Raw genomic sequence first — 24,801 nt, 5'->3', positions numbered from 1 at the left:
TGGATGGGCCGTGCAGCCGCCCCCGGCTGCCTAGTTGCGGAGGTTTCCGTGCGGATCGTCAGGTATGCCGTCGACGGTGTGTGTCATTACGGTGAACTGGAGGCCGATGACGCCCGGATCGCCAGATTCGACGGTGATCCTTTTACCGGGCTGTCCCCTACGGGGCGAATCGACGAAGTCGGCGACGTGGTCGTACTCCCGCCGCTGGAGCAACCCCGGATCTTCGGATTCGCCTACAACTACGCCTCACACGTCGACGAGACCGACCGTGAGGTTCCGGAAGTTCCCGTGTGTTTCATGAAGCCGAGCACGGCGGTTGTGGGGCCGGGTGACGCCATCGTCTATCCGGCGGATGGCGAATTGATTCATTTCGAGGGCGAGTTGGTCGTCGTCATCGGAAAGGAAGCCCGCCATGTGAAGCCCGCCGAGGCCCATGAGTACATCCTCGGCTATACGTGCGGCAATGATGTGAGCGATCGCATCGTCCAACGCAAGGAAAGCAAATTCGGCACGCTTCTGATCGGGAAGGGGCAGGACACCTTCGCTCCCCTCGGACCGGTCATCGCGACCGAACTCGACCCTTCCGGGCTGGCGCTGACGACCCGTGTGAACGGCGCCGTCCTGCAGTCGGCGAGCACGGCCGACCTGCTGCTCGCCGTCCCCGACATCGTCGGCTACCTCAGCCGCTATCTGACACTGCTGCCCGGCGACGTGATCATGACCGGTACGCCTTCCGGAGTCGGGCCGATCCGTCCGGGCGACGAGGTCGAGGTGGAGATCGAGGGCATCGGAGTCCTGCGCAACCCGGTCGTGGCCGAGAGCCCCTGACCCGGGACGCCCGAGGGGCCTGCCCACCGCTCGGCGGTGGGCAGGCCCCTTGTCATGCCGACGGTGCGCCGACGTGCCCTGGCGATGGTGTGTCGCCGTGTCGCACCAGGTTTGCCGGGGTGCGACACGGCGACAGATGTCCCGGGAACGGACTCGCTAGCGGAGCGCGTTGTCGGACTTCGAGGTGCGGACGAAGGCGAGGGCGGCGACACCCAGCAGCGGCAGCACTGTGACCTGCAGCAGCCCGGCCCGGCTCCAGCCGAAGGAGTCCACCAGGGCGGCGAAGAGCAGGCCCGAGAACGCCGCCGGCCCGTAGTAGCTGGTGACGAAGAGTCCGGAGGCGCGCCCGATCTGTGCGGGGCGGACGGCCCGCTGGATCGCGCTGTTGGTGTTGGGGTAGATGAAGCCCAGCCCGAAGGCACCCATGAGGAAGGCGAACACGCACTGTACGCCGACGCCGGCCTGCGTTTCGTAGATGCACACGCTGATGGCGGAGACGGCCAGCAGGCTCACGATCAGCAGGGTGCGCTGGTTCACGCGGTCTCCGAGCCAGCCGCCGAAGATGGCCGTCATGCCTCCGAATCCGAGGAGGCTCATGGCCAGCGCGGCCTGATCGGTGCTGTAGTGCAGCGAGGTGATGAGGTACGTCGGGTAGAGGCCGAGGAACCCGTAGATGGCCACGCCGCTGACGACCGCGTGGACGGCCAGGGCGATGGTGTTGCGGTTGTAGGCGGAAGACGGCATGTGCTCGTAGGTCTTCGTCGCGGCGACCTTCTCCACGGAAGCCTCGGTCAGGCCGGCCTTCACGAGGAACAGGGAGGCGGCCGCGATCAGCAGCCCGGCCCCGCCGAACGCGTAGAAGGGCGCGTGCCAGGTGCCGTGCGTGCTCATGAGCCGGACACCGATCAGCGGGGCGATGAAGACGCCGATGGAGTAGCCCGCACCGATGACACCGAAGGCGAGGCCGCGCCGGTGGGCGAAGAAGGCGCCCATCGCCGCGAAGATGGCGGCTGACTGCATGCCCTCTCCGAAGCCCGAGACGACCCGGTACGCGCTCATGTCGGCGAAGCCGGTCGCCAGCGGCGTGGCCATCGTGCCCAGGGAGTAGATCACGATGCTGACCAGCAGGATCGTCTTGCGGCGGAAACGGTCCAGCAGGTAGCCCGCGGGAAGGCCGGCCAGGGCCATGCCGAGGGTGAAATTGGTTGCCAGTAGTCCGCCCTGCTCCAGCGAGAACCCGTAATCCTCACGGATGCTGGGGAGCAGGGGAGGGAAGACCTGGCGGTCCATCGCGTTGACCATGTAGGAGAGGACGATCAGCAGGAAGCCCACCGCGATCATGGGGCGGGAAATGGAAGGCCGGTTGCGTTCCTGTGATTCACCGGCGGGCACCACGCTGGTGTCGACTTGCACTGAGTGAGTCATGGCGGCTCCTGAGGAGGAATGGGCCGCGGCAGGCCACGGCGGATCCATCGCCGGTACGGGGCTGTATGTACGGGCGATGACGGGAAGCGGTGAGCTGAACACGGACTTGAGCCGGCGACGGCGAGGATTTCGCCGATCGGCGGAATGCGGGAGATGGGCTGCTGCGCGGTGGGACACCGCATGCGAATTCAGCCGTATACCGCCCGTCGGGACGTCCGTGGCTATGGCGTCTTCGACAGCCGGACCTCGTGCGGACACTCATGGGTCACACGGTCGGCGCTGGCAGAAACCATGAAGGGAATTCCTTGGCCCGTCAAGATGTGAGCAGTGGAATTTATTCGGCGGTCCTCGCCTTCCTCTGGTGAAGGGGCTCCTCCGCTCTGAAACGGGTGCTGTTGCCGTGTTCGGAGATCAGGTGAGCGCCGCACTCTTGACGTGGCGAAGGCCATCAATGCTATCGTTAGCACCACGTGGCTGTGACAAAGTGACTCGACATGCCCCGGCACTCCGTGACCCGTTCCAGGGGCGTACCGCCGCGCCTGCCCCGACCACAAGTCGGCGAGCGTCGGCGACACCCGACCCGAGCCCAGCGACCCCCTCCCTGCCAACCCGCGGCGGCCGGCGGCCCATCGGACACGCCGTCCGCCGCCTTCGGGGTGGCAACCAGAAGCCGCTCACCGGACGCGACCGAGCGCGACGCCCGGCTGTCCGCCGCGGCCGCACGATCATTGCGAGGACGACCTGCTATGAACCCATCGAGCCGCCCGGCAACTGTGCTGCTCACCGACTACGCCTGGCCCGACGACTCCGTCGAGCGATCGGTCGTCGAAGGCGCGGGCCACACCCTCGTGACCGGCCCCGCCGAACCCGCCTCCGCCGAGGCCATCGAGGAACTGGTGGCCGAGCACCGGCCGGCCGGGATCCTGACCTGCTGGGCGCCCGTCTCCGCCACCGCGATCGGCACCTCGCCCGATCTGCGGATCGTGGCCAGGCTCGGCGTCGGCCTCGACAACATCGCCGTGGACGCCGCCACCGAGCGGGGCGCGTGGGTCACCAACGTTCCGGACTACTGCGTCGAGGAGGTATCGGACCACGCCGTCGGCATGGTGCTGGCCTGGACGCGCGGTCTGGCGGTGTTCGACCGGGAAGTCCGTGCGGGCCACTGGGACCCCGCGAGCGCCCGGCTGCGCCGGCTGTCGGCGCTGACCTGTGGCGTCGTCGGGTACGGGCGGATCGGGCGCGCCACGGTGCGCAAGCTCGGCGGATTCGGATGCCGGATCCTGGCACATGACCCGCACCCGCCGAAGGACGCCCCCGGAGTGGAGATGGTGGGCCTGGAGGAACTGCTGCGCCGCAGCGACGTGGTCATCCTGCACGTGCCGCTCACACCCGGCACCCACCACATCATCGGAGCCGAGCAGCTGGCGCTCATGAGGCCGGGCGGCCTGCTGGTCAACGTCAGCCGGGGCGGCCTGGTGGACACCGACGCGGTGACCAAGGCGCTCGACAGCGGGCACCTGGACGGGGCCGCCTTCGACGTCCTGGAGACCGAGCCGCACGTCCCCGACGAGCTGCTGGACCAGCCGGGCGCGCTCCTCACCCCGCACGTGGCCTTCTCCTCCGACGCCTCGGTCACCGAACTGCGCCGCCGCGCCGCCGAGGAGGTCGTACGGATCCTCGCGGGCGAGGCGCCGGCCCACGCCTGCAACACGCCCCGCGGCCCGAGCACCGGTGCGGGTGACCGGTGATGAGCACGACAACCGCGCAGGTCAGTCCGGATCCCGCACTGGCCGGCTTCCTACTCGCCCACAAGCTGGCCGAGCCCGGCGAAACGGCCCACTGGACGCCGCTGGCCGGTGGCGTCTCGTCCGACCTGTGGCGGGTGGACCTGCCGGGACGGTCGCTGTGCGTCAAGCGGGCGCTGGCCCGGCTTCGGGTCGCCGCCGACTGGCAGGCGCCGGTGTCGCGCAACGCCTACGAATGGGCGTGGATGCGGTTCGCATCCCGGCACCGGCCGGACAGCGTGCCCGAGCTGCTGGCCCACGACGCCGAAGCCGGCCTCTTCGCGATGGCGTTCCTGCCCCCCGAGGCGTACCCGGTGTGGAAGGCACAGCTGCTCGACGGCCAGGTGGAGACGACGACCGCCGCGGCCGTCGGACGAACGCTCGGCAACCTGCACGCGGCGAGCGCGGGCGATGCCACCCTCGCCGAGGAGTTCGCCACCGACGACAACTTCCACGCGCTGCGCATCGAGCCGTACCTGCTGGCCACCGCTGCCGCGCACCCCGGTCTGAGCGACATCCTCCAGGGCCTCGCCGACCGCACGGCCGACACACACCTGGCCCTGGTGCACGGCGACGTCAGCCCCAAGAACATCCTCGTCGGCACCTCGGGGCCCGTGCTGCTGGACGCCGAGTGCGCCTGGTACGGAGACCCTGCCTTCGATCTGGCCTTCTGCGTCAACCATCTGCTCCTCAAGAGCCTCGTCGTCCCCGGCCACCGGGCCGATCTCCTCGGCTCCGCCAGGGTGCTGGCCGAGGAGTACGTCCGGTGCGTCGACTGGGAGCCCGTGCCCGTCCTCGAGGCGCGGGCCGCGTCACTGCTGCCGGCGCTGCTGCTCGCGCGCGTGGACGGCAAGTCCCCGGTGGAGTACCTCACGGATGACCTGCACCGGCAGTTCGTGCGGACAATCGCGTCGGCCTTGCTCCGGGTACCTGTCCTCACCACGGCGGACGTCCTGGACGCTTGGGCGACCGCGCTCAAGTCCCTGACCGGCCCCGGCAGCTGCACACGCGACTGACCCAACCGACTCGACGGATCCGGCGGGCCTGGCGGATCCGCCGGAACCGACCGAGGAGACACACATGCGCAGAGTCGTCACCGGCCATGACGAGAACGGGAAGGCTGTCGTCGTCAGCGACGGCCCCGTGCCGCGCAGCCGGGAGTTCACCAGCCTGCCGGGCTGGGTGTCCCGCCTGCCATGGGCCACCGAACCCGGCGAGCAGGTCAGCCGGACCGGGGAGGACCCCACGCCGAAGGTCACCAGCCTGCTCCCGGCGCCCGGCGGAACACGATTCATCGTCCTGACCTTCCCGCCGGCCGCCGCGATGGGCGACCCGGCCTTCGACCCCGTCGCCTTCGACCGCGAACAGCGGGCCGATTCGCCCGGCATCGCCGAACTCATCGGACCCGACGGCATGCACACCACGCCGACTGTCGACTACGGCATCGTGCTGCAGGGCGAGATCGTCCTCGAACTCGACGACGGCCACCGCACCCGGCTCTCCGCAGGAGACATCGTCATCCAGAACGGCACCCGTCACGCCTGGCGCAACTGCAGTGACCAACCGGTCACGATGGCCTTCGTCCTTGTCGGCGCTGAATGCGGCCGATGACAGCGCAGGAGCGGCTGCGGATTTCGACCACTCGATCGCCAAGTGCTGCGAGAAACCATCGAGAAATGGTGCCCGCTCACGCTTGCGTCGGGGCGGTTCGGGCGCTGTCTTGACAATCGTGGCCGGTTCGAAAGCCTGTGACCGGTAGACGATCGTGGACGACCACCACCAACCCGCGAGGTGCTCAAGTGCCAGCCGGGCGACCTGTTCCCAGCACGGAACGGCCAGGACAACAGCGGGCCTCGGCTCCCGTCTGGGGCGGCCCCAGCGACCACAGGCCAGATCACGGCGCTGCCTCTGGGGAATTCAGAAGCAGCCTCTCAGCATGCGTAAACGTAGTTGGGCTTCGAGTTCGGCAGCCCGCCCCAGCTGAATTGGTGCGACCGGCCGTTGCTGATCCAGGCACACTTCGGATCCCAGATGAAATCGACCTGCACGCTCGCGTAGATATTGCGGCCGCAGTCGTTGGGGACCGTCGCCCGCCAGCTGTCGAGTACCGGGTTGTAGTGCTGGCTGGTGATGACCGCGCAGTCGAGCCGCGTCTCCGCTGCGGAGCTCGGGCCGGGAGATGTCGGCGTCTCCGCAGCGGCGGCCGGGCAGGCCCCGAACGCGACCAGGACGGTCAACAACACCAACTGATGCCATCGACGTCATCGCCGACGAGCTTGGTCACCTGCTTTGCCCACATGGATGCGTGGTCGGCCAGTGCCGACGATTCCACCCAGCCTTCGACGGTCGCGTGGAGAGGCGCCCACCTGTCTGCGTAAATGCCAAACTCACCGGACGGACTGATCATGAATGAGTAGGGGACTGCGGTCCGCTGCATCCCCGCTTCGAACCACCATCCTGCGGAGTCTGATTCGGGTGAGTTCGGATCGAGGTACTTCGGACCTCCGTCGTACTGCGATGCGGGTGGCAGTGGCAGGAGCAGGCCACCCGCATCGCCTCTGGTAGGCCGCCATCCGGTCGATCACTGCTGCGGGGATGTCTCGTTCAAGCCACCACTGCCTGTGATCTTCGACGGGCCGAACGTCGACCTTGACGCCATGCACGCCTACAAACGATCGAGCTCGTCGGGTCAGACCACCGGGTACGTCGTTGATGAGGTGAACATTCACCGGAGGGACGCTAACCAGTAGCCGCCGACTTCGGTATGAACGGCGCGTTCCACCTCGATGGTGCATGGCATCACTGGTCCGTGTCCGCGCCGCGGCCGGCATCGCCGGCCCCTGCCCTCTCGGCGGATCAGGGAAGAGAGGGCAGGGGCCGCTCGGTGATCACAACGGCTGACGATCAGCGCTCGTGCGTCCTGCCCATGGTCGCTGTGAAAGTGGCCGTGTCGCCGTTGAAGCCGTGCATGCCGGGGCGGAAGTCCCATTGGCCGTACTCGTCCCGGGAAAACTCCGCGACCGTTGCCGCTGTAGCGCCCAGAACATCGCCGAAGTCGTCTTCGGCCAGGATCGTGTATCCCTCCCGGATGCGCAGGGCCGGGTTGAGCACGCCTGCGAAGGTTTGGCGTGTGGAGCGCTGTTGTATGACCACGCCGACGACTACACGCGCGTACCGGCCGTCGATCCGGTCAAGTTCCAGGGTCATGACCTCGTCCCAGCCGAAGCCCATGCCGAGTTCGCTGTTCCGGTACAGCACAATGGTGCCGTCGGGGGAGCGGCTGTCGAAACGCACCAGATAGGCGGGATCGCCGTACGGGTCACTCGTCGAGTAGGCGGCGGCGACGAGGTTCACATCTGCGTGCGGCTGCCCCGTGCGGCTCGGGTCCCACTTGAGTGCGACCTCAACCTTCCGGATCCCCTTGTTGAGGCCCTTGCCGGTCTCGCTGAAGCCATACGCCTGACTCCGGTGCCGGTCCGCTGCCTCCCCGGAGCGGTCGGAGCCGAATGTCTGTGGCAGTTCACGGGCGGCTCGGTCGCTTTCCGGTTCCTCGGTCGAGTCCGGCTGGCCGGTCGATGACGGCGGGGACGTGGTGGGCAGAATGGCGGCCAGGCCGGCCTCGACATCGAGGACGTTTCCGAGGGCGTCCACAGCGGTGTCGTGGTGGGACTGGAGGAGGACCTCACGCAGCCCGGCCTCGACATCGAGGACGCGGTCGAGTCCGTCGGTCAAGGCGCGCTGATGCTCGTCGAACAGCCGGTTCACGGCCTCGTCGTGCGGCTCGGGGTGCTGGGTCACTGCTCCTCCTCCCTCTGCTTGAGGTAGGCGGCCGCGGCGCGGCGTGCCTTGGCCAGACTGCCGCGCACCGTCTCGGCCGGTAGGTCCAGGTGGTGGGCTATGTCGATGGGTCTGTAACCGGCCAGGGTCCATGCCAGGATCTGGCGCTGGCGCGGAGGCAGGCTGCGCAGCATCGGGAGCGCGTCGTATCGGGTTTCCCATTCTGCTATGGCATCCGGGCGTGACAGCAGGGAAGTCGGTTCGGGAACGCGCTCGACCGGGTCTTCCTCTACGGAGGCGATGGCACGCACCAGCGCTCGGGAAGCGACCGTGTGCGCCCAGGCTCGTGGGTCCTCCAGATCTGCCCAGCGTTGGTAGGCCTTGACCATCGTGTCCTGGGCGATGTCGGTGGCGAGGGGCAGGGCGGCGCCTTGGTTGATCAGAAAGCCTGCGAGCCTCGATATGTTGCTTCGATAGAAAGCGGAGAACTCCTCGTCCATCCGCTGCCGCGCACTTGGTGGGCCGTTCTGCGCGGCGGGTACCGCTGCGGTTTGCTCCGGGGCCTCTGCCGGATCCTGGTCACTCACGCTGCGTTGTCCTTCCCCTGCGCGTGGGCGCGGTCGATCTTCATGCGAAGGCGGCGGCCGTCACTGTGCTGATCGTCGAGTTCCACCTCACCGTGGCCCGCCACTGCTTCAGCGACCCCCACGAGGTACTGGTGCTGAGCCTGGTCGCGGTGGACCCGCCATCGTAGGCGCAGCCACAGGCCCAACAAGGCGCATGACTTGGTGGTAACGATCGAGACGAGCACGATGATGATCGTGGCCCTGTCCATGGCGTCTCCCTCTCGCGTGCCCCTCCGGGGGGCTCCGTCAGTAGTAGGAGCCACATCAGGTCGTGATCGTGAACTCGGGGGAGCAACTACTTGCCGAACTGCGTCTCGTCGCAGGTGCGTTGAGGAGACGGCGTCACATGACGGCTCGTCATGCGCAGAGAGTCCCGGATGTCACTGACGTCCGGGAGCGTGGGCGTGAATCATCGCTTTGACAGCACAGGACGGATCTCCACTGGCTCTCTTACATACCCCCCATGGGTATGCTACCTTCGCAGCCGAAGGTACCCCCCATGGGTATGTCAGAGAAGGGATCAACCCATGTCTGCCGTCAATCCCCGGCGCTGGTGGGCACTGGTCGTGCTCGCCGCCGCTCAGTTCATGGTCATCATGGACACGTCAATCATCGGGGTGGCGCTCCCCGAGATGCAGAAGGACCTCGGCTTCTCGCAGGGTGAGTTGCAGTGGGTCTTCAACGCCTACGTCATCGCCTTCGGCGGACTGCTGCTGCTCGGCGGCCGCCTCTCCGACCTGATCGGTGCCCGCAAGATCTTCAACACCGGCTGGGTCGTGCTGATCGCCGGCTCGGTCGTCGCGGCCGCCGCGCAGACGGCGTGGGTGGAGGTCGTCGGCCGTGCCGTTCAGGGTGTGGGCGGCGCGCTGATCGCACCGTCGGCCATGACGCTGCTGATGATGCTCTTCGCGCACGACCCGAAGGAGCTCGGCAAGGCCATGGCGCTCTATGGCGCCGCAGCCCCCGCGGGCGGCACGGCCGGTGTGTTCCTCGGCGGAGTCTTCACCGAGTGGCTCAGCTGGCCGTGGATCTTCATCATCTACGTCCCGATCGGCGTCGCCACCCTCGCGGCCACCAAGCTCCTGCCCGCCGTCGGCAGCCGTCGCGGTTCCGTCGACGTGCTCGGAGCCGCCGCGGTCACGGCCGGCCTGGCGCTCGCGGTCTTCGCCATCGTCCGCGCGCCGGAGGTCGGCTGGACCTCCACCGGGACCGTGCTTCAGCTGGCCGGTGCCGTCGCGCTGCTCGTGCTCTTCTTCGTGATCCAGAAGACGGTGCGCGAGCCGCTGATGCCGCTCGGTATCTGGCGCGTCCCGCGGCTCGGCTCGGCCAACCTCGCGATGACGCTGCTCGGTGCCGCATGGATCCCGATGTGGTACTTCCTCAACCTGTACCTGCAGCAGGTCCTCGGTTACGGGGCGTTCGCGTCCGGTGCCGCGCTGCTGCCGATGACCGGTCTGCTGATGATCTTCATGACGGCGATCACGGCGAAGCTGATGGTCAAGTTCGGCGCCAAGCCGATGATCGGCGGTGGTCTGCTGGTCCTCGCCGCCGGACTGCTCTGGCTGTCCGCCGTCGAGCCCACCGGCACCTTCGTGGTCGATGTCCTGCCTGCCTCGCTGGTCGCCGCGCTCGGCATGTCGCTCGCCTACATCCCGGCGATGATGGCCGCCATGTCCGGGGCTCCGCAGGAGCAGGCGGGTCTGGCGTCCGGCATCGTCAACACCACCTACCAGGTGGGCTCCGCGCTGGGGCTCGCGGCGCTGACCGCGGTCGCCACGTCGCAGGGCGCCGGACAGCTGGGCGACCTGCCCGCGCTGACGGACGGCTTCAGTGCCGCGTTCATCTGGGCCGCCGTCATCGCCGCTGCGGGCGGGCTGATCACCCTGCTGGTGATGCGCAGCGACAAGGCGGCTGCCGCACCCCAGGCCGACGCCGCCTCCGCGGCGCGGGGCGAGCGGGCCGGCGTCTAGCGGGCCGGTCGCCCAGTGGGCAGGTGGGGGAGTCGCGCAACGCCGCCGTCCACCAGGACAAGAGAACCTCCGCAGGGCCGTCCGGCACCGGGTAACCGGGGCACCGGGCGGCCCTGAGTTCTGTGCAGAGAGGAGCACCCGCCTTGGACATGCAGACCCGTGCCGTGCACATCCTGAACGAGCCGATGCCGAGCGGCAGTCAGCCTTTGAGCGTTCCCATCGTCCAGTCCTCGGCCTTCGCCTTCGACTCCGCCGACGCGCTCGCCGACGCCATGGCCGGACCCGACGGCCCGTACGTCTACTCGCGGCGTGGCAACCCGACCGTGCGGGCGCTCGAGCGCACACTCGCCGCGCTGGAAGGCGGAGCCGCCGCCATCGCCTTCGCGTCCGGGATGGGTGCGATCAGCGGGGTGCTGCTCTCGCTGCTGCGGCCGGGTGACCACGTGGTCGCCCAGCGCTGCCTGTACGGCGGTACGTACGCCGTGCTCTCGGACCTCGCGGCGCGCTACGGCGTCGAGGTGGAGTACGTACGAGGCGACGACCCGGCCGAGTTCGAGCGGCTGGTGCGGCCCACCACTCGCGTGCTGCATCTCGAGACCATCGCCAATCCGACCGGACAAGTACCCGATCTTCCCGGCCTGTCGGCCGCTGCCCGGCGGCACGGTGTGGTGAGCGTGGTGGACAACTCCCTCGCGTCGCCGGTGCTGTGCCGCCCCATGGAGCACGGCGCAGACGTGGTCGTGCACTCGACGACCAAATATCTGGCGGGGCACTCCGACGTACTGGGCGGGGTCGCCGTCTTCGCCGACGTGGAGCTGCGCGACCGGGTGTGGCCGCGCACGGTCGAACTCGGAGCCTGCGCCGACCCGTTCGCCGCCTGGCTGACCCTGCGCGGGCTGCCGTCGCTGCCGCTGCGGATGCGGCAGCACTGCGCGGGCGCACGACTGCTGGCCGGTCGTCTCGCCGAGCACGAGCAGGTCACCGCCGTGCACTGGCCCTGGTTGCCCGGTCATCCGTCGTACGACCTGGCGCGCAAGGTGCTGTCCGGAGGTGGCGGCATGGTCTCGTTCGAGCTCGCCGGCGGGCGGGCGGCCGGCCGCGCGTTCATCGAGCGGGTGCGACTCGCCCGGCTCGCGCTCTCGCTGGGCGGAGTGGAGACGCTGGTCGCTCACCCGGCGTCGACATCGCACCGGGAACTCGGCGAGGAGGCCCTGGCGGCGGCCGGTATCGGCGCCGGGACGGTGCGGATGTCGGTGGGCATCGAGCACCCGGACGACCTCTGGCGAGACATCGAACAAGCTTTGGTTCACCGTAGATTTGGATTGACAAAATAAACGGCTCGTTCGTAGATTGGAGCACGTCAAGAGAATCTTTTCTCCGGCTCCAGGGGGGCGTCATGCGCTACTTCGAGGACTTCCGCACCGGTGACATCCACGAGCTGGGCACCGTCACCGTCACCGAGGAGGAGGTGCTGGAGTTCGCACGGCGCTACGACCCGCAGCCCTTCCACACCGACCCGGAGCTCGCGAAGCAGTCGCCCTTCGGTGGGCTGATCGCCAGCGGCTTCCACACCTCGGCGCTCTTCATGCGGCGCTACGTCGACGGGCTCCTCGCCTACAGCGCCTGCGTCGGATCCCCGGGCATCGGCGAGGTCCGCTACCACCGGCCCGTGCGTCCGGGTGACATCCTCACTGCGCGGATCCGGATCCTCGGATCGCGCCCCTCGTTCGGCAATCCCGCCACCGGCATCGTCCAGCCGCGCTGCGAGCTGGTGGCCCCCGACGGGACGGTCGTGTTCAGCATGATCCTGCACAGCATCTTCCGGCGGCGCCCTGCCGACACCTCCGCCGAATCCCCCGCGTCGATGTCCGCGGCGGAGGACCCGGTCCCCTGTGTACGAGAGCGCTGAACACGGCCGTCCGCACAGCCCCCCCGCTCCACCTTCGCTTCCCAAGCTTCCCGAAGGGAGACCTCCTGTGGAGGCCGTATCCCGCACTGCCCAGTGGACCGCCGCCGCGCGGGCACTGGAGACCGAGCGTGAGGACCGGCTGTTCGCCGATCCCTACGCCCGCACGGTCGCCGGCACCGTCGGCTTCGAGCTGCTCGATCGCTACGCGGGCGCAGGCACCGTGCCGTTCCTCGCCATCCGCACCACCTACCTGGACCGCGCCATCGGCCGCGCGATGCGGGAGCAGGAGATCCGCCAGGTCGTGTTCCTCGCGGCCGGTATGGACACCCGCTACTACCGGCTCGACTGGCCCACGGGCGTCACCGTCTACGAACTCGACCGGCCCGCACTACTCGAGGCCAAGGCGGCCATGCTCGCCGATGAGCCGGAGCCGGCCGGCCGGGAACGCCGCACCGTCGCCGTCGACCTCACCCAGGACTGGACCGGCCCGCTGAAAGAAGCGGGCTGGCGCTCGGAGCAGCCCACGCTGTGGGTGGTCGAGGGCCTGCTGTTCTTCCTGCCCGAGGACGCCGTGCGCACCCTGATCACGACCCTGTGGCAGCACAGCGCGCCGGGCTCGGCCCTCCTCGGGGACGTCATCAGCAAGGCGGCCCTGGAGAACCCGCTCTCGCGGCCGTTCATGAAGGCGCTCGAAGAGGACGGAAATCCCTGGCTGTTCGGCACCGAGGAGCCCGAGCAGCTGCTCACCTCCTGCGGCTGGACGGTGCGCGAGGTCAGGCAGCCGGGAGAGGACGGCGCCGACTTCGGCCGCTGGCCCTACCCCGTGCTGCCACGTGAGGTACCCCGCGTGCCCCGGTCCTTCCTGTTCACCGCGACCCGAGACGAGGCGACGTCATGACCGCCCCGACCCACGCCCCGAGCGCCGACCCGACCACTGCCTTCCACCAGCGCGTCATCGACGACGCCGCAGCCGCCGTCCGCGGCCTGACCATCTCCCTCGGCGAGCGGCTCGGCCTGTACCGCGCACTCGCCGAGCACGGCCCGCTCACCCCCGCGGAACTCGCGGAACACGCCGGCGTCACCGAGCGGTACGCGCAGGAGTGGCTGCACGCCCAGCTCAGCGCCGACTACGTGGAACGCCACCCGTCGTCCGACAAGTACACCCTGCCCGAGGCGCACGCCGCCGTCCTCGCCGACGCCGGGTCCGCCACGTACGCCGCCGGATTCTTCACCGCGCTCAAGGCGCTGTACGCCACCGAGGACCTGCTCGTCGACGCCTACCGCACGGGCGAGGGTGTGGGCTGGGCCGAGCACGACCCGGCGCTCGACACCGGCATGGGCAGCTTCTTCCAGCCCACCTACCGGCACCGGCTGCTGACCGACTGGCTGCCCGCGCTGGAAGGCGTCACCGAGAAGCTGGCGAACGGCGGCAGCGTCGCCGACATCGGCTGCGGCGTGGGGCACACCACCCTGCTCATCGCCAAGGCCTTCCCGCAGGCCAGGGTGTACGGCTTCGACTACTCGGAGGAGGCCGTCACCATCGCCCGGCAGCTCGCCGACGACGCGGGCCTGTCCGGGCGCGTCGTCTTCGAGACCGCGTCGGCCGACGACTACCCGGGCAGCGGCTACGACCTGGTCACCTTCTTCAACTGCCTGCACGACATGGGCGACCCGGTCGCCGCCGCCCAGCACGTCCACAAGTCCCTGGACGGGGACGGCACCTGGATGCTCGTCGAGTCCAACGTCTCGCCCGCCGACATCGACACCCGCACACCGGCGGCCCGCATGTTCATGTCGCTGTCCGCCGTGATGTGCCTGCCCGTCGCCGTCGCCCAGCGCGGCCCGCACGCCCTCGGCAACCACTCCGGCGAGAAGGCGTTCCGCGCCATCGCGGAGGAGGCCGGCTTCACCCGCTGGCGGCGCGCGACCGAGACCCCGGTCAACGCCGTGTACGAAGTCCGGCCCTGAGCCGCGCACCGCGTCCGGTCCCGACCCGCCCGCGTAAGGAGAGACCATGGCCGCCACGGCCCTGCCCGTCACCGACCGCTTCCTCGAAGTGCTCGAACGGCTCAGCGAGAAGGCCATCGAGGACTACTACAACCCGTACCAGCAGTTCGACTGGCCCGAGAAGCTGGACGAGGACCGCCTGTGGATGAGCCCCGAGCTGCTCACCCCCTACGGAACCCCGTACTTCGACGAGCTCGGCGAGGAGACCCTGCACCGGCTGTCCAAGTGGGAGTCCATCAACTTCTACAGCCTCAATGTGCACGGCATCCGCGAACTGCTCATCGAGGTCGTCCACCGCATCCACATGCCCGGCTTCGAGGTGCCGTCCGACTTCTTCCACCACTTCATCGGCGAAGAGAACGAACACATGTGGTTCTTCGCCGAGTTCTGCCGCCGCTACGGCGACAAGATCTACGCCTCGACCGCCATGCGCGCCGACTCGGCCTGGGAACCCGAGGTCGAGAACTTCCTCGTCTTCGCCCGCATCCTGTTCTTCGAGGAGCTGGTCGACCACTACAACACGCGGATGGCGCAGGACGAGACACTCTGCGACACCATCCGCCAGGTCAACCGCATCCACCACCAGGACGAGTCCCGCCACATCGCCTTCGGGCGCGAGCTGGTCTCGCTGCTGTTCACCCGGATGCGCGACGCGGTGGGCGAGGAGCGGCTGCGCGAGGTGGAGAGCTACCTCAAGCGCTATGTCGTCTTCAGCGTCAACTCCCTCTACAACCCGCACGTCTACCGCGATGCCGGCATCGCCGACCCGCTCGGTCTGCGCAACGCGCTCGTCGCCGACGAGCGCCGGCGCGCGCACGAGCGCAAGGCCATCCGCAAGCCGCTCGCCTTCTTCCTCAAGACCGGGATCTTCTCCGACGACACGCTGCCGGTCATCTGACCCGAGAGGTGGTCAACCACCGTGTCCCACACCACGTTCACAGCCCCGCGATCTTCACCGGACTCATCCCGGGAAGCCCGCGGCTTACCCTCCCTCGGACCGGAGGGCACCGCCCTGCTGAGGCTCCTCGACGACACCTTCGAAAGGTGGGGAGTGGCTGCCGGAGCACGCTCCATGACGATGCCCCCGCTGCTGCCGGCCGCGGATCTGCGGCGCCTGGACTATTACGAGAACTTCCCGCACCAGGCCGTCGTCGCCACCGCGATCGAGGTCGACCGGCGCGGTGAGTTCTGTGCCGAGACGGGATGCTTTCCCTGCAGCACTCTGCAACCCGCCGAACTCGGTCTGCCCTCCGCGTCCTGTTACGCGGTCTACCTCGACCACGAAGACCGCGAGGTGGCGGACGACACCCTCGTCACCGTCGTCGGCTGGTGCTTCCGCAAGGAGGAGCGCTACGAGGGGCTCAGGCGCCAACTCGGCTTCCGCATGCGGGAGATCGTGGCACTCGGCAGCCGCGAGCACGCCGAGAGCCACCTGTGCGACTTCAGCGACCGCATCACCGCCTTCGCCCGGGCGCTGGACCTGCCGCTGCGCAAGGAAGCCGCCTGCGACCCCTTCTACGACAAGGGCGGCTCCAAGGCGGTGCTGCAGCGGCTGTCGCCCGTCAAGCACGAATTCCTCTACGAGGACCTGGCCATCGCCTCCGTCAACACCCACCGCAACTTCTTCGGCGACCGCTGCTCCATCACCCTCGCCGGCACCGGCGGTCCGGCCTTCACCAGCTGCGTCGCCTTCGGCCTGGAGCGCTGGCTGTCCGCACTCACCCGGCGGCACGGCAGCTGGGCCGCCGCCACGGAGGCCGTCCACGCGGCCAGGGACCGATTCTCCCCGGTCGGACCGGGGGTGTGACGTGCCGGCCCACCCTACCGCCGGAGGCGGCGGCCCGGGCTGGGCGAACCTCGGCATGGACATCGTGTCCGTCAAGCGCGTCCGCCGACTCCTCGAGGACCACGGCGAGGGGTTCTTCGAGCGGATGCTGGACCCCGGAGAACTCGCCGACTGCCGCACGTCCAGTGGGCTTGACCTGCTCAGTCTCTGCGGTCGGATCGCGGCCAAGGAAGCGGCGTTCAAGACACTGCGGGTCCGGGGCCGTTTCCTGCCGTGGCGGGACATCGTGGTGCGCCGCTCGGACGGTGGCTGGCCGCTCGTCGAGCTGCGGCGAGGCGCCGCCGACATGGCGGCGCAGTCCGGCATCACGGACATCACGGTGAGCATCAGCCATGACGTGGACTACGCGGTCGCCGTGGCCGCCCCCATCCTCGGCGATCCCTCCGGCCTCCGGCCGTGAGGCGCCTGCCCACCCACCTGTACACAGCAATGTGAGGAGCACACCCATGAGCGAGGCCCTGCAGCAGGTCAAGGACTGGATCCTCAAGCGTCACCCGGACCGCGAGGACATCCCGGGCGACCTGGACCTGATCGAGAACCGCCTCATCGACTCGCTGTCCTTCGTCGAGTTCGTCTTCCTGCTGGAACAGCACTGCGGTCGCCCCATCGAGATGGAGACCCTCGAGGTCGACGCCATCCGCACCCTCGACGCCATCGACGCCAACTTCTTCCGAGCGGGGGTGAAGTGAGATGGGCCGGAGGCTCTTCACCTCCGAATCGGTCACCGAGGGTCATCCCGACAAGATCGCCGACCGGATCAGCGACACGGTCCTGGACGCGCTGCTCGCACAGGATCCGGCCTCGCGCGTCGCCGTGGAGACCCTGATCACCACGGGGCAGGTGCACATCGCGGGCGAGGTCACCACGACTGCGTACGCTCCCATCGCCCAGCTGGTGCGCGACACGATCCTCGAGATCGGCTACGACTCCTCCGCGAAAGGCTTCGACGGGGCGTCCTGCGGTGTGTCGCTCTCGATCGGATCGCAGTCCCCGGACATCGCGCAGGGGGTGAACTCCGCGTACGAGGCCCGGATCGAAGGCGGCGGGGACGAGCTGTCCCGGCAGGGCGCCGGCGACCAGGGCCTGATGTTCGGGTACGCCTGCGACGACACTCCTGAGTTCATGCCGCTGCCGATCCACCTCGCGCACCGGCTGGCCGAGCGACTGACCGAGGTCCGCAAGAACGGAACCTGCCCCTACCTGCGACCGGACGGCAAGACGCAGGTCACCATCGAGTACGACGGCGACTGGCCGGTACGTCTGGACACCGTCGTCGTCTCCTCGCAGCACGCCCCCGACATCAACCTCGACGGCCTCCTGGCCCCCGACATCCGGGACCTCGTCGTCGAGCCCACGCTCAAGGCGCTGGCCGAACAAGGCCTGAGTCTGGAGAGCGACGGTTACCGGCTGCTGGTCAACCCGACCGGCCGCTTCGAGATCGGCGGCCCGATGGGTGACGCCGGCCTGACCGGCCGCAAGATCATCATCGACACCTACGGCGGCATGGCCCGCCACGGCGGCGGCGCCTTCTCCGGCAAGGACCCCTCCAAGGTGGACCGCTCGGCGGCGTACGCGATGCGCTGGGTCGCCAAGAACGTCGTCGCCGCGGGCCTCGCCTCCCGCTGCGAGGTCCAGGTCGCCTACGCCATCGGCAAGGCCGAGCCCGTCGGCCTGTTCGTCGAGACCTTCGGCACCGAAGCCGTGCCCGTGGACCGCATCCAGGCCGCCATCACCGAAGTGTTCGACCTGCGGCCTGCCGCGATCATCCATGACCTGGACCTGTTGCGGCCGATCTACGCCCGGACCGCGGCGTACGGCCACTTCGGACGTGAACTCCCGGAACTGACCTGGGAGTCCACGGACCGGGTCGAGGCCCTGCTCAGGGCTGTGGGGGGCTGAGATGCGCATCGCTGTCACGGGCTCCATCGCCACCGACCATCTGATGTCGTTCCCGGGGAGTTTCACCGACCAGCTTCTGGCCGACCGCCTGGACCGTGTCTCCCTGTCCTTCCTCGCCGACCGGCTGGAGATCCGTCGCGGCGGCGTGGCAGCGAACATCTCCTTCGGCCTCGGGCTGCTCGGCATGCGGCCCGTGCTCGTCGGCGCGGTCGGCGACGACTTCGAGCCCTACCGGATCTGGCTGAAGCAGCACGGGGTCGACACCGACTCCGTGCTGGTCAGCGAGGAACAGCACACGGCACGCTTCGTGTGCACGACCGACCGGATGCAGAACCAGATCGGGACGTTCTACGCCGGCGCCATGGCGGAAGCCCGCCGGATCGACCTGCGGACGGTCGTGGAGCGGGTCGGCCGGCTCGGGCTGGTGATGGTCTCGCCCGACGACCCCGAGGCCATGCTCCGGCACACCCGGGCATGCCGCTCCCTCGGCATCCCCTTCGCCTCCGACCCGTCCCAGCAACTGGCGCGCCTGGGCAAGAACGACGTCCTCGAACTGATCGACGGCGCACGCTGGCTGTTCACCAACGAGTACGAGGCCGCGCTGCTGCAGGACCGTACCGGCCTGACCGTTGCGGAGATCCTGCGCCGCGTCGGCTGCTGGGTCACCACGCACGGAGCAGCGGGCGTCCGGATCCGCAAGGACGGGCGCCAGGCCCTGGCCGTTCCCGCCGTCGAGGTGGCGGGCGTCGTGGACCCCACAGGAGTCGGTGACGCCTTCCGCGCGGGATTCCTCGCGGGTGCGGCGTGGGGCGTACCGGAGAAGTGCGCCGCCCAACTCGGCTGCGTCCTGGCCGCCACGGTCCTGGACTACGTCGGGACACAGGAGTACCGGCTGTACCGCGATGCGCTGCTGGCGCGGCTGCGGGCCACCTACGGAGTGGGGTGCGCCGCGCACCTCGTGGCCCATCTGCGGGGGCTGTCGTGACGGGAACGCGCGGCGACAGCCTGAGGACGGCGCTCGCCACCCGTGTGGTGGTGGCGGACGGCGCGATGGGCACCATGCTCCAGGCCCAGGACCCCACGCTGGACGACTTCCAGGGCTTGGAGGGCTGTAACGAGATCCTGAACGTGACCCGGCCGGACATCGTCCGGTCGGTCCACGACGCGTACTTCGCCGTGGGCGTCGACTGCGTGGAGACCAACACGTTCGGCGCGAACCTCGCCGCCCTGGGGGAGTACGGGATCGCCGAGCGGGTCTTCGAGCTGTCGGAGGCCGGCGCCCGGGTAGCCCGGGAGGCGGCCGACGAGTACGCCGCCCGTGACGGGCGCCCGCGCTGGGTGCTGGGCTCGATGGGGCCCGGCACGAAGTTGCCCACGCTGGGTCACATCGCCTTCGGAGCGATCCGGGACGCCTACCAGCAGAACGCCGAGGGTCTGCTCGCGGGCGGCGCGGACGCGCTGCTCGTGGAGACCACGCAGGACCTGCTCCAGACGAAGGCCTCCGTCATCGCCGCCCGCCGGGCCATGGACGCCACCGGCCACGCCGTACCTCTGATCGTGTCGGTCACGGTCGAAACGACCGGCACGATGCTGCTGGGCTCTGAGATCGGCGCGGCGCTGACCGCGCTGGAGCCGCTGGGCATCGACATGATCGGCCTTAACTGCGCGACGGGTCCGGCCGAGATGAGCGAGCACCTGCGCCACCTGTCCCGCCATGCCCGTGTTCCGCTGTCCTGCATGCCCAACGCCGGCCTGCCCGTGCTGACCAAGGACGGGGCACACTATCCGCTGACCGCGCCGGAGCTGGCGGATGCGCAGGAGACGTTCGTTCGCGAGTACGGCCTGTCCCTGGTCGGCGGCTGCTGTGGCACGACGCCCGAGCACCTGCGGCAGGTCGTGGAGCGGATGCGGGGCCTTGAGGTGCCGCCCCGTGATCCGCAGCCCGAGCCGGGCGCGGCGTCGCTGTACCAGTCGGTGCCGTTCCGGCAGGACACGTCCTACCTGGCGATCGGTGAGCGTACGAACGCCAACGGTTCGAAGAAGTTCCGTGAGGCCATGCTGGACGGTCGCTGGGACGACTGTGTGGAGATGGCCCGGGAGCAGATCCGTGAGGGCGCGCACATGCTCGACCTGTGCGTGGACTACGTCGGCCGTGACGGTGTGGCCGACATGGAGGAGCTGGCCGGCCGTTTCGCCACCGCCTCGACGCTGCCGATCGTGCTGGACTCCACCGAGGTCGAGGTGATCCGGGCCGGTCTGGAGAAGCTCGGCGGCCGTGCGGTGATCAACTCGGTGAACTACGAGGACGGCGCCGGCCCGGAGTCCCGCTTCGCCAGGGTCACCCAGCTGGCCAGGGAGCACGGTGCCGCGCTGATCGCGCTGACCATCGACGAGGAGGGCCAGGCCCGTACCGCCGAGAAGAAGGTCGAGATCGCCGAGCGGCTGATCGACGATCTGACGGGCAACTGGGGCATTCACGAGGAGGACATCCTCGTCGACTGTCTGACTTTCACCATCTGCACCGGTCAGGAGGAGTCCCGCAAGGACGGCATCGCCACCATCGAGGGGATCCGCGAGCTGAAGCGGCGCCACCCGAAGGTGCAGACCACGCTCGGTCTGTCGAACATCTCCTTCGGTCTCAACCCGGCTGCCCGCATCCTGCTGAACTCGGTGTTCCTGGACGAGTGCGTCAAGGCGGGTCTGGACTCGGCGATCGTGCACGCGAGCAAGATCCTGCCGATCGCCCGTTTCAGTGAGGAGGAGGTCCGGACGGCTCTGGACCTCATCTACGACCGCCGCGCCGAGGGCTATGACCCGCTGCAGAAGCTGATGCAGCTGTTCGAGGGCGCCACCGCCAAGTCCCTCAAGGCCGGCAAGGCCGAGGAGCTGGCCGCCCTGCCGCTGGACGAGCGTCTGAAGCGGCGCATCATCGACGGCGAGAAGAACGGCCTGGAGGCCGACCTCGACGAGGCCCTGCAGTCCCGCCCGGCGCTGGACATCGTCAACGAGACGCTGCTGGAGGGTATGAAGGTCGTCGGTGAGCTGTTCGGTTCCGGGCAGATGCAGCTGCCGTTCGTGCTGCAGTCGGCCGAGGTGATGAAGACGGCCGTGGCTCACCTCGAACCGCACATGGAGAAGACCGACGAGGCGGGCAAGGGCACCATCGTGCTGGCCACCGTGCGCGGTGACGTGCACGACATCGGCAAGAACCTTGTCGACATCATCCTGACCAACAACGGCTACAACGTCGTCAACCTGGGCATCAAGCAGCCGGTCTCGGCGATCCTGGACGCCGCCGAGGAGCACAAGGCCGACGTCATCGGCATGTCCGGTCTCCTGGTCAAGTCCACGGTGATCATGAAGGAGAACCTGGAGGAGCTGAACCAGCGCGACCTGGCGGCGAAGTACCCGGTCATCCTCGGCGGCGCCGCCCTCACCCGCGCCTACGTCGAGCAGGACCTGCACGAGATCTACCAGGGCGAGGTCCGCTACGCCCGCGACGCCTTCGAGGGCCTGCGCCTGATGGACGCCCTGATGGCGGTGAAGCGGGGAATCCCGGGAGCCGCTCTCCCAGAACTCAAACAGCGCCGTGTGAAGGCCGCCGCAGCAGTGCGGAACACGGAGCAGCTGCCGGCGGAGGGCCCACGGCGCTCGGACGTGGCCACCGACAACCCCGTGCCGACACCGCCCTTCCTCGGCACTCGGGTCGTCAAGGGCATTCCCTTGAAGGAGTACGCGTCCTGGCTGGACGAGGGCGCCCTGTTCAAGGGGCAGTGGGGCCTCAAACGGGACATGATCGATTCCGTGGGGCGGCCCAGGCTGCGCTTGTGGCTGAACCGGCTGCGGACCGAGAACCTTCTCGAAGCCGCGGTGGTCTACGGCTACTTCCCGTGTGTGTCGAAGGACGACGACCTGATCGTCCTGGACGAGCAGGGCAACGAGCGCACCCGCTTCACCTTCCCCCGTCAGGACCGCGACAGGCGCCTCTGCCTGGCCGACTTCTTCCGCTCGGAGGAGAGCGGCCAGGTCGACGTCGTGGGGCTCCAGGTCGTCACCGTCGGCTCGCGGATCGGAGAGGCCACGGCCGGACTCTTCGGAACCGACGCCTACCGCGACTACCTCGAACTGCACGGTCTGTCCGTGCAGTTGGCCGAGGCTCTGGCCGAGTACTGGCACGCCCGTGTCCGCGCGGAACTCGGCATCGGTGTTCACGACCCGGCCGGCCTGGACGGCATGCTCCGCACCCAGTACCAGGGCTGCCGCTACTCGCTCGGCTATCCGGCCTGCCCCGACCTCGAAGACCGCGGCAAGATCGCCGATCTGCTGCGGCCGGAGCGGATCGGCGTGGAGCTCTCCGAGGAGTTCCAGCTCCACCCTGAGCAGTCCACGGACGCGATCGTCGTCCACCACCCCGAGGCGAGCTACTTCAACGCGGGAGGCCGCCCATGACGACGAGCAGGACCACGTTCTCCTTCGAGTTCTTCCCTCCGAAGACCGCGAACGGAGAGCGCGCCCTCTGGGAAGCGATCCGCCGGGTGGAGGCGCTGCGGCCTGACTTCGTGTCCGTGACGTACGGCGCCGGAGGCTCCTCCCGCGACCGTACCGTCGCCGTCACCCGGCGCATCGCCGCGGAGACCACCCTGCGTCCGGTCGCGCACCTCACCGCCGTCGGCCACTCGGTCGCCGAGCTCCGGCACATCATCGGCGCCTACGCGGACGCCGGTATCCGAGACGTCCTCGTGCTGCGCGGTGATCCGCCCGGCGACCCCCGGGGCGAGTGGATCCCGCACCCGGACGGCTTCACCCACGCCTGCCAACTGGTCGAACTGGTCCGCTCGCTCGGCGACTTCACCATCGGCGTGGCCGCCTTCCCGGAAGGGCATCCCCGGTCACCGGATCCGGAGACCGACCTCCGTCACTTCGTGGCCAAGTGCAAGGCCGGCGCGGACTACGCCATCACGCAGATGTTCTTTCACGTCGAGGACTACCTGCGGCTCCGGGACCGCGTGGCGGCCGCCGGCTGCGACACCCCGATCATCCCGGAGATCATGCCCGCCACCGACGTACGGCAGATCCGCCGCTTCGCCGAGCTCAGCGACGCCGCCTTCCCCGAAGACCTGGCCCACCGGCTCGAAGCCGCCCGGGACGACCCCGGGGCCGCGTACCGCATCGGCGTCGACCATGCCGTCGCCATGGCCGAGCGGCTCCTCGCCGAAGGCGCCCCCGGCCTCCACTACATCACCCTCAACCGTTCCACCGCGGCCCTCGACATCCACCGCACCGTCCAAGCCTCAAGGAGCCTCAGTGCCCGCTGACCGCCACACCCAGTCCCAGGACTTCAAGGTCGCCGACCTGTCCCTGGCCGAGTTCGGCCGTAAGGAGATCGCCCTCGCCGAGCACGAGATGCCGGGCCTGATGGCGATCCGCAAGGAGTACGCCGAGGCCCAGCCACTCAAGGGAGCCCGCATCACCGGCTCCCTGCACATGACCGTGCAGACGGCCGTGCTCATCGAGACTCTGGTCGCCCTGGGCGCCCAGGTCCGCTGGGCCTCCTGCAACATCTACTCCACCCAGGACCACGCTGCGGCCGCCATCGCCGCCGCCGGCGTCCCGGTCTTCGCCTGGAAGGGCGAGACCCTGGAGGAGTACTGGTGGTGCACGGAGCAGGCGCTGACCTGGCCGGACAGCCCCACCGCCGGCCCGAACATGATCCTCGACGACGGCGGCGACGCCACCCTCCTCGTCCACAAGGGCGTCGAGTACCAGAAGACCGGCGAGCTGCCTTCGGCGGACAACGAGGAACTCGCGGCCGTACGAACTCTTCTGGGGACGAGCTCGCTCGACTGGACCGGGATCGCCGCGCAGATCCGCGGTGTCACCGAGGAGACCACGACCGGTGTCCACCGCCTGTACGAGATGCAGCGCGACGGCGTCCTCCTGTTCCCGGCGATCAACGTCAACGACGCCGTCACCAAGTCGAAGTTCGACAACAAGTACGGCTGCCGCCACTCGCTCGTCGACGGCATCAACCGCGCCACCGACACCCTGATCGGCGGCAAGACCGCGGTCATCTGCGGCTACGGCGACGTGGGCAAGGGCTGCGCGGAGTCCCTGCGCGGACAGGGCGCCCGCGTGATCGTCACCGAGATCGACCCGATCTGCGCCCTCCAGGCGGCGATGGACGGCTACCAGGTGACGACCCTGGACGAGGTCGTCGACAAGGCCGACATCTTCATCACCACGACCGGCAACAAGGACATCATCATGGCCTCGGACATGGCCAAGATGAAGCACCAGGCCATCGTGGGCAACATCGGCCACTTCGACAACGAGATCGACATGGCCGGTCTCGCGAAGATCCCCGGCATCGTCAAGGACGAGATCAAGCCGCAGGTCCACACCTGGACCTTCCCCGACGGTAAGGTGATCATCGTTCTGTCCGAGGGCCGTCTGCTGAACCTGGGCAACGCCACCGGTCACCCGTCGTTCGTGATGTCCAACTCCTTCGCGGACCAGACCCTGGCCCAGATCGAGCTGTTCACCAAGCCCGACGCGTACCCGACCGGTGTCTACGTGCTGCCCAAGCACCTCGACGAGAAGGTCGCCCGGCTCCACCTGGACGCGCTCGGCGTGAAGCTGACCACGCTCCGCCCCGAGCAGGCCGAGTACATCGGTGTGCAGGTCGAGGGCCCGTACAAGCCGGACCACTACCGCTACTGAGCAGGCGGTG

The 24,801-nt window shown here is 68.9% G+C and carries 23 protein-coding genes; 18 read left to right on the top strand and 5 right to left on the bottom strand.

Features of this window, described 5'->3' with window-relative positions:
- The first annotated feature begins 48 nt into the window (after window positions 1-48).
- Window positions 49-828 (top strand): fumarylacetoacetate hydrolase family protein, encoded by a 780-nt coding sequence (locus tag MQE23_RS05765; protein ID WP_037672044.1) that lies wholly within the window; start codon window positions 49-51, stop codon window positions 826-828.
- Between the two features lie 156 nt (window positions 829-984).
- Here the strand turns inward: MQE23_RS05765 and MQE23_RS05760 are convergent, their stop codons facing one another.
- Window positions 985-2,253: an MFS transporter gene (locus MQE23_RS05760; RefSeq protein ID WP_243378443.1), complete on the bottom strand. Its 1,269-nt coding sequence runs from the start codon at window positions 2,251-2,253 to the stop codon at window positions 985-987.
- 746 nt (window positions 2,254-2,999) lie between these two features.
- Here MQE23_RS05760 and MQE23_RS05755 point away from each other — a divergent pair.
- From MQE23_RS05755 to MQE23_RS05745, 3 genes are all read left to right on the top strand, one after another.
- Window positions 3,000-4,001: a C-terminal binding protein gene (locus MQE23_RS05755; protein ID WP_243378442.1), complete on the top strand. Its 1,002-nt coding sequence runs from the start codon at window positions 3,000-3,002 to the stop codon at window positions 3,999-4,001.
- Complete coding sequence (locus MQE23_RS05750) at window positions 4,001-5,053, top strand: aminoglycoside phosphotransferase family protein (RefSeq protein WP_243378441.1); 1,053 nt, start codon at window positions 4,001-4,003, stop codon at window positions 5,051-5,053. The genes MQE23_RS05755 and MQE23_RS05750 overlap by 1 nt, the downstream gene beginning before the upstream one ends.
- A 64-nt stretch (window positions 5,054-5,117) precedes the next feature.
- A complete protein-coding gene (locus MQE23_RS05745; RefSeq protein WP_037672038.1) occupies window positions 5,118-5,648 on the top strand; it encodes a cupin domain-containing protein in 531 nt (176 codons plus the stop codon).
- 320 nt (window positions 5,649-5,968) lie between these two features.
- Here MQE23_RS05745 and MQE23_RS05740 read toward each other — a convergent pair whose 3' ends face one another.
- The 4 genes from MQE23_RS05740 to MQE23_RS05725 form a co-directional block, all read right to left on the bottom strand.
- On the bottom strand, window positions 5,969-6,274 hold the full coding sequence (locus MQE23_RS05740; protein WP_243378440.1) for a hypothetical protein: 306 nt from the start codon (window positions 6,272-6,274) through the stop codon (window positions 5,969-5,971).
- A gap of 667 nt (window positions 6,275-6,941) precedes the next feature.
- Window positions 6,942-7,454, bottom strand: a complete 513-nt coding sequence (locus MQE23_RS05735) for a TerD family protein (protein ID WP_243382513.1) — start codon at window positions 7,452-7,454, stop codon at window positions 6,942-6,944.
- Window positions 7,455-7,831: 377 nt separating this feature from the next.
- Window positions 7,832-8,401, bottom strand: a complete 570-nt coding sequence (locus tag MQE23_RS05730; protein WP_243378439.1) for a sigma-70 family RNA polymerase sigma factor — start codon at window positions 8,399-8,401, stop codon at window positions 7,832-7,834.
- Window positions 8,398-8,649, bottom strand: a complete 252-nt coding sequence (locus tag MQE23_RS05725) for a hypothetical protein (protein ID WP_037672034.1) — start codon at window positions 8,647-8,649, stop codon at window positions 8,398-8,400. The genes MQE23_RS05730 and MQE23_RS05725 overlap by 4 nt, the downstream gene beginning before the upstream one ends.
- A 318-nt stretch (window positions 8,650-8,967) precedes the next feature.
- Here MQE23_RS05725 and MQE23_RS05720 point away from each other — a divergent pair, with 318 nt between their 5' ends.
- The 14 genes from MQE23_RS05720 (at window position 8,968) to ahcY (ending at window position 24,791) form a co-directional block, all read left to right on the top strand.
- Window positions 8,968-10,410 carry an MFS transporter gene (locus tag MQE23_RS05720; RefSeq protein ID WP_243378438.1) on the top strand — a complete coding sequence of 481 codons (1,443 nt, stop codon included), beginning with the start codon at window positions 8,968-8,970 and terminating at the stop codon, window positions 10,408-10,410.
- A gap of 149 nt (window positions 10,411-10,559) precedes the next feature.
- A complete protein-coding gene (locus MQE23_RS05715; protein ID WP_243382511.1) occupies window positions 10,560-11,744 on the top strand; it encodes an aminotransferase class I/II-fold pyridoxal phosphate-dependent enzyme in 1,185 nt (394 codons plus the stop codon).
- A 62-nt stretch (window positions 11,745-11,806) separates the two neighbouring features.
- Entirely contained in the window at window positions 11,807-12,319 is a 513-nt protein-coding gene (locus tag MQE23_RS05710; protein ID WP_243378437.1) for a MaoC family dehydratase, read from the top strand.
- Between the two features lie 67 nt (window positions 12,320-12,386).
- Window positions 12,387-13,217 carry an SAM-dependent methyltransferase gene (locus tag MQE23_RS05705; protein ID WP_243378436.1) on the top strand — a complete coding sequence of 277 codons (831 nt, stop codon included), beginning with the start codon at window positions 12,387-12,389 and terminating at the stop codon, window positions 13,215-13,217.
- Window positions 13,214-14,287, top strand: a complete 1,074-nt coding sequence (locus MQE23_RS05700; RefSeq protein WP_020275654.1) for a class I SAM-dependent methyltransferase — start codon at window positions 13,214-13,216, stop codon at window positions 14,285-14,287. Before MQE23_RS05705 ends, MQE23_RS05700 begins: the two co-directional genes overlap by 4 nt.
- Window positions 14,288-14,333: 46 nt before the next feature.
- A complete protein-coding gene (locus tag MQE23_RS05695; protein ID WP_243378435.1) occupies window positions 14,334-15,224 on the top strand; it encodes a diiron oxygenase in 891 nt (296 codons plus the stop codon).
- Between the two features lie 174 nt (window positions 15,225-15,398).
- Entirely contained in the window at window positions 15,399-16,133 is a 735-nt protein-coding gene (locus MQE23_RS05690; protein ID WP_020275652.1) for a putative Amino acid--[acyl-carrier-protein] ligase 1, read from the top strand.
- Between the two features lies 1 nt (window position 16,134).
- The gene (gene acpS / locus MQE23_RS05685) at window positions 16,135-16,572 is read left to right on the top strand and encodes a holo-ACP synthase (RefSeq protein WP_051185679.1); all 438 of its coding nucleotides are present in this window, start codon (window positions 16,135-16,137) and stop codon (window positions 16,570-16,572) included.
- Between the two features lie 46 nt (window positions 16,573-16,618).
- On the top strand, window positions 16,619-16,861 hold the full coding sequence (locus tag MQE23_RS05680; RefSeq protein WP_020275650.1) for an acyl carrier protein: 243 nt from the start codon (window positions 16,619-16,621) through the stop codon (window positions 16,859-16,861).
- A gap of 1 nt (window position 16,862) precedes the next feature.
- Entirely contained in the window at window positions 16,863-18,071 is a 1,209-nt protein-coding gene (metK, locus tag MQE23_RS05675; RefSeq protein ID WP_020275649.1) for a methionine adenosyltransferase, read from the top strand.
- Window position 18,072: 1 nt separating this feature from the next.
- Window positions 18,073-19,056 (top strand): carbohydrate kinase family protein, encoded by a 984-nt coding sequence (locus MQE23_RS05670; RefSeq protein ID WP_243378434.1) that lies wholly within the window; start codon window positions 18,073-18,075, stop codon window positions 19,054-19,056.
- Window positions 19,014-22,520, top strand: coding sequence for a methionine synthase (gene metH, locus MQE23_RS05665; protein WP_279345129.1), 3,507 nt, complete (start codon window positions 19,014-19,016; stop codon window positions 22,518-22,520). The genes MQE23_RS05670 and metH overlap by 43 nt, the downstream gene beginning before the upstream one ends.
- Complete coding sequence (gene metF, locus MQE23_RS05660) at window positions 22,517-23,386, top strand: methylenetetrahydrofolate reductase [NAD(P)H] (RefSeq protein WP_020275612.1); 870 nt, start codon at window positions 22,517-22,519, stop codon at window positions 23,384-23,386. The genes metH and metF overlap by 4 nt, the downstream gene beginning before the upstream one ends.
- Window positions 23,376-24,791: an adenosylhomocysteinase gene (gene ahcY / locus MQE23_RS05655; RefSeq protein WP_020275611.1), complete on the top strand. Its 1,416-nt coding sequence runs from the start codon at window positions 23,376-23,378 to the stop codon at window positions 24,789-24,791. Before metF ends, ahcY begins: the two co-directional genes overlap by 11 nt.
- Window positions 24,792-24,801 lie beyond the last annotated feature (10 nt).

This window comes from Streptomyces sp. HP-A2021, from assembly GCF_022807935.1.
GTDB classification, from domain to species: Bacteria; Actinomycetota; Actinomycetes; order Streptomycetales; family Streptomycetaceae; genus Streptomyces; species Streptomyces afghaniensis.
This window is presented reverse-complemented; position numbering and strand designations above follow the sequence as displayed.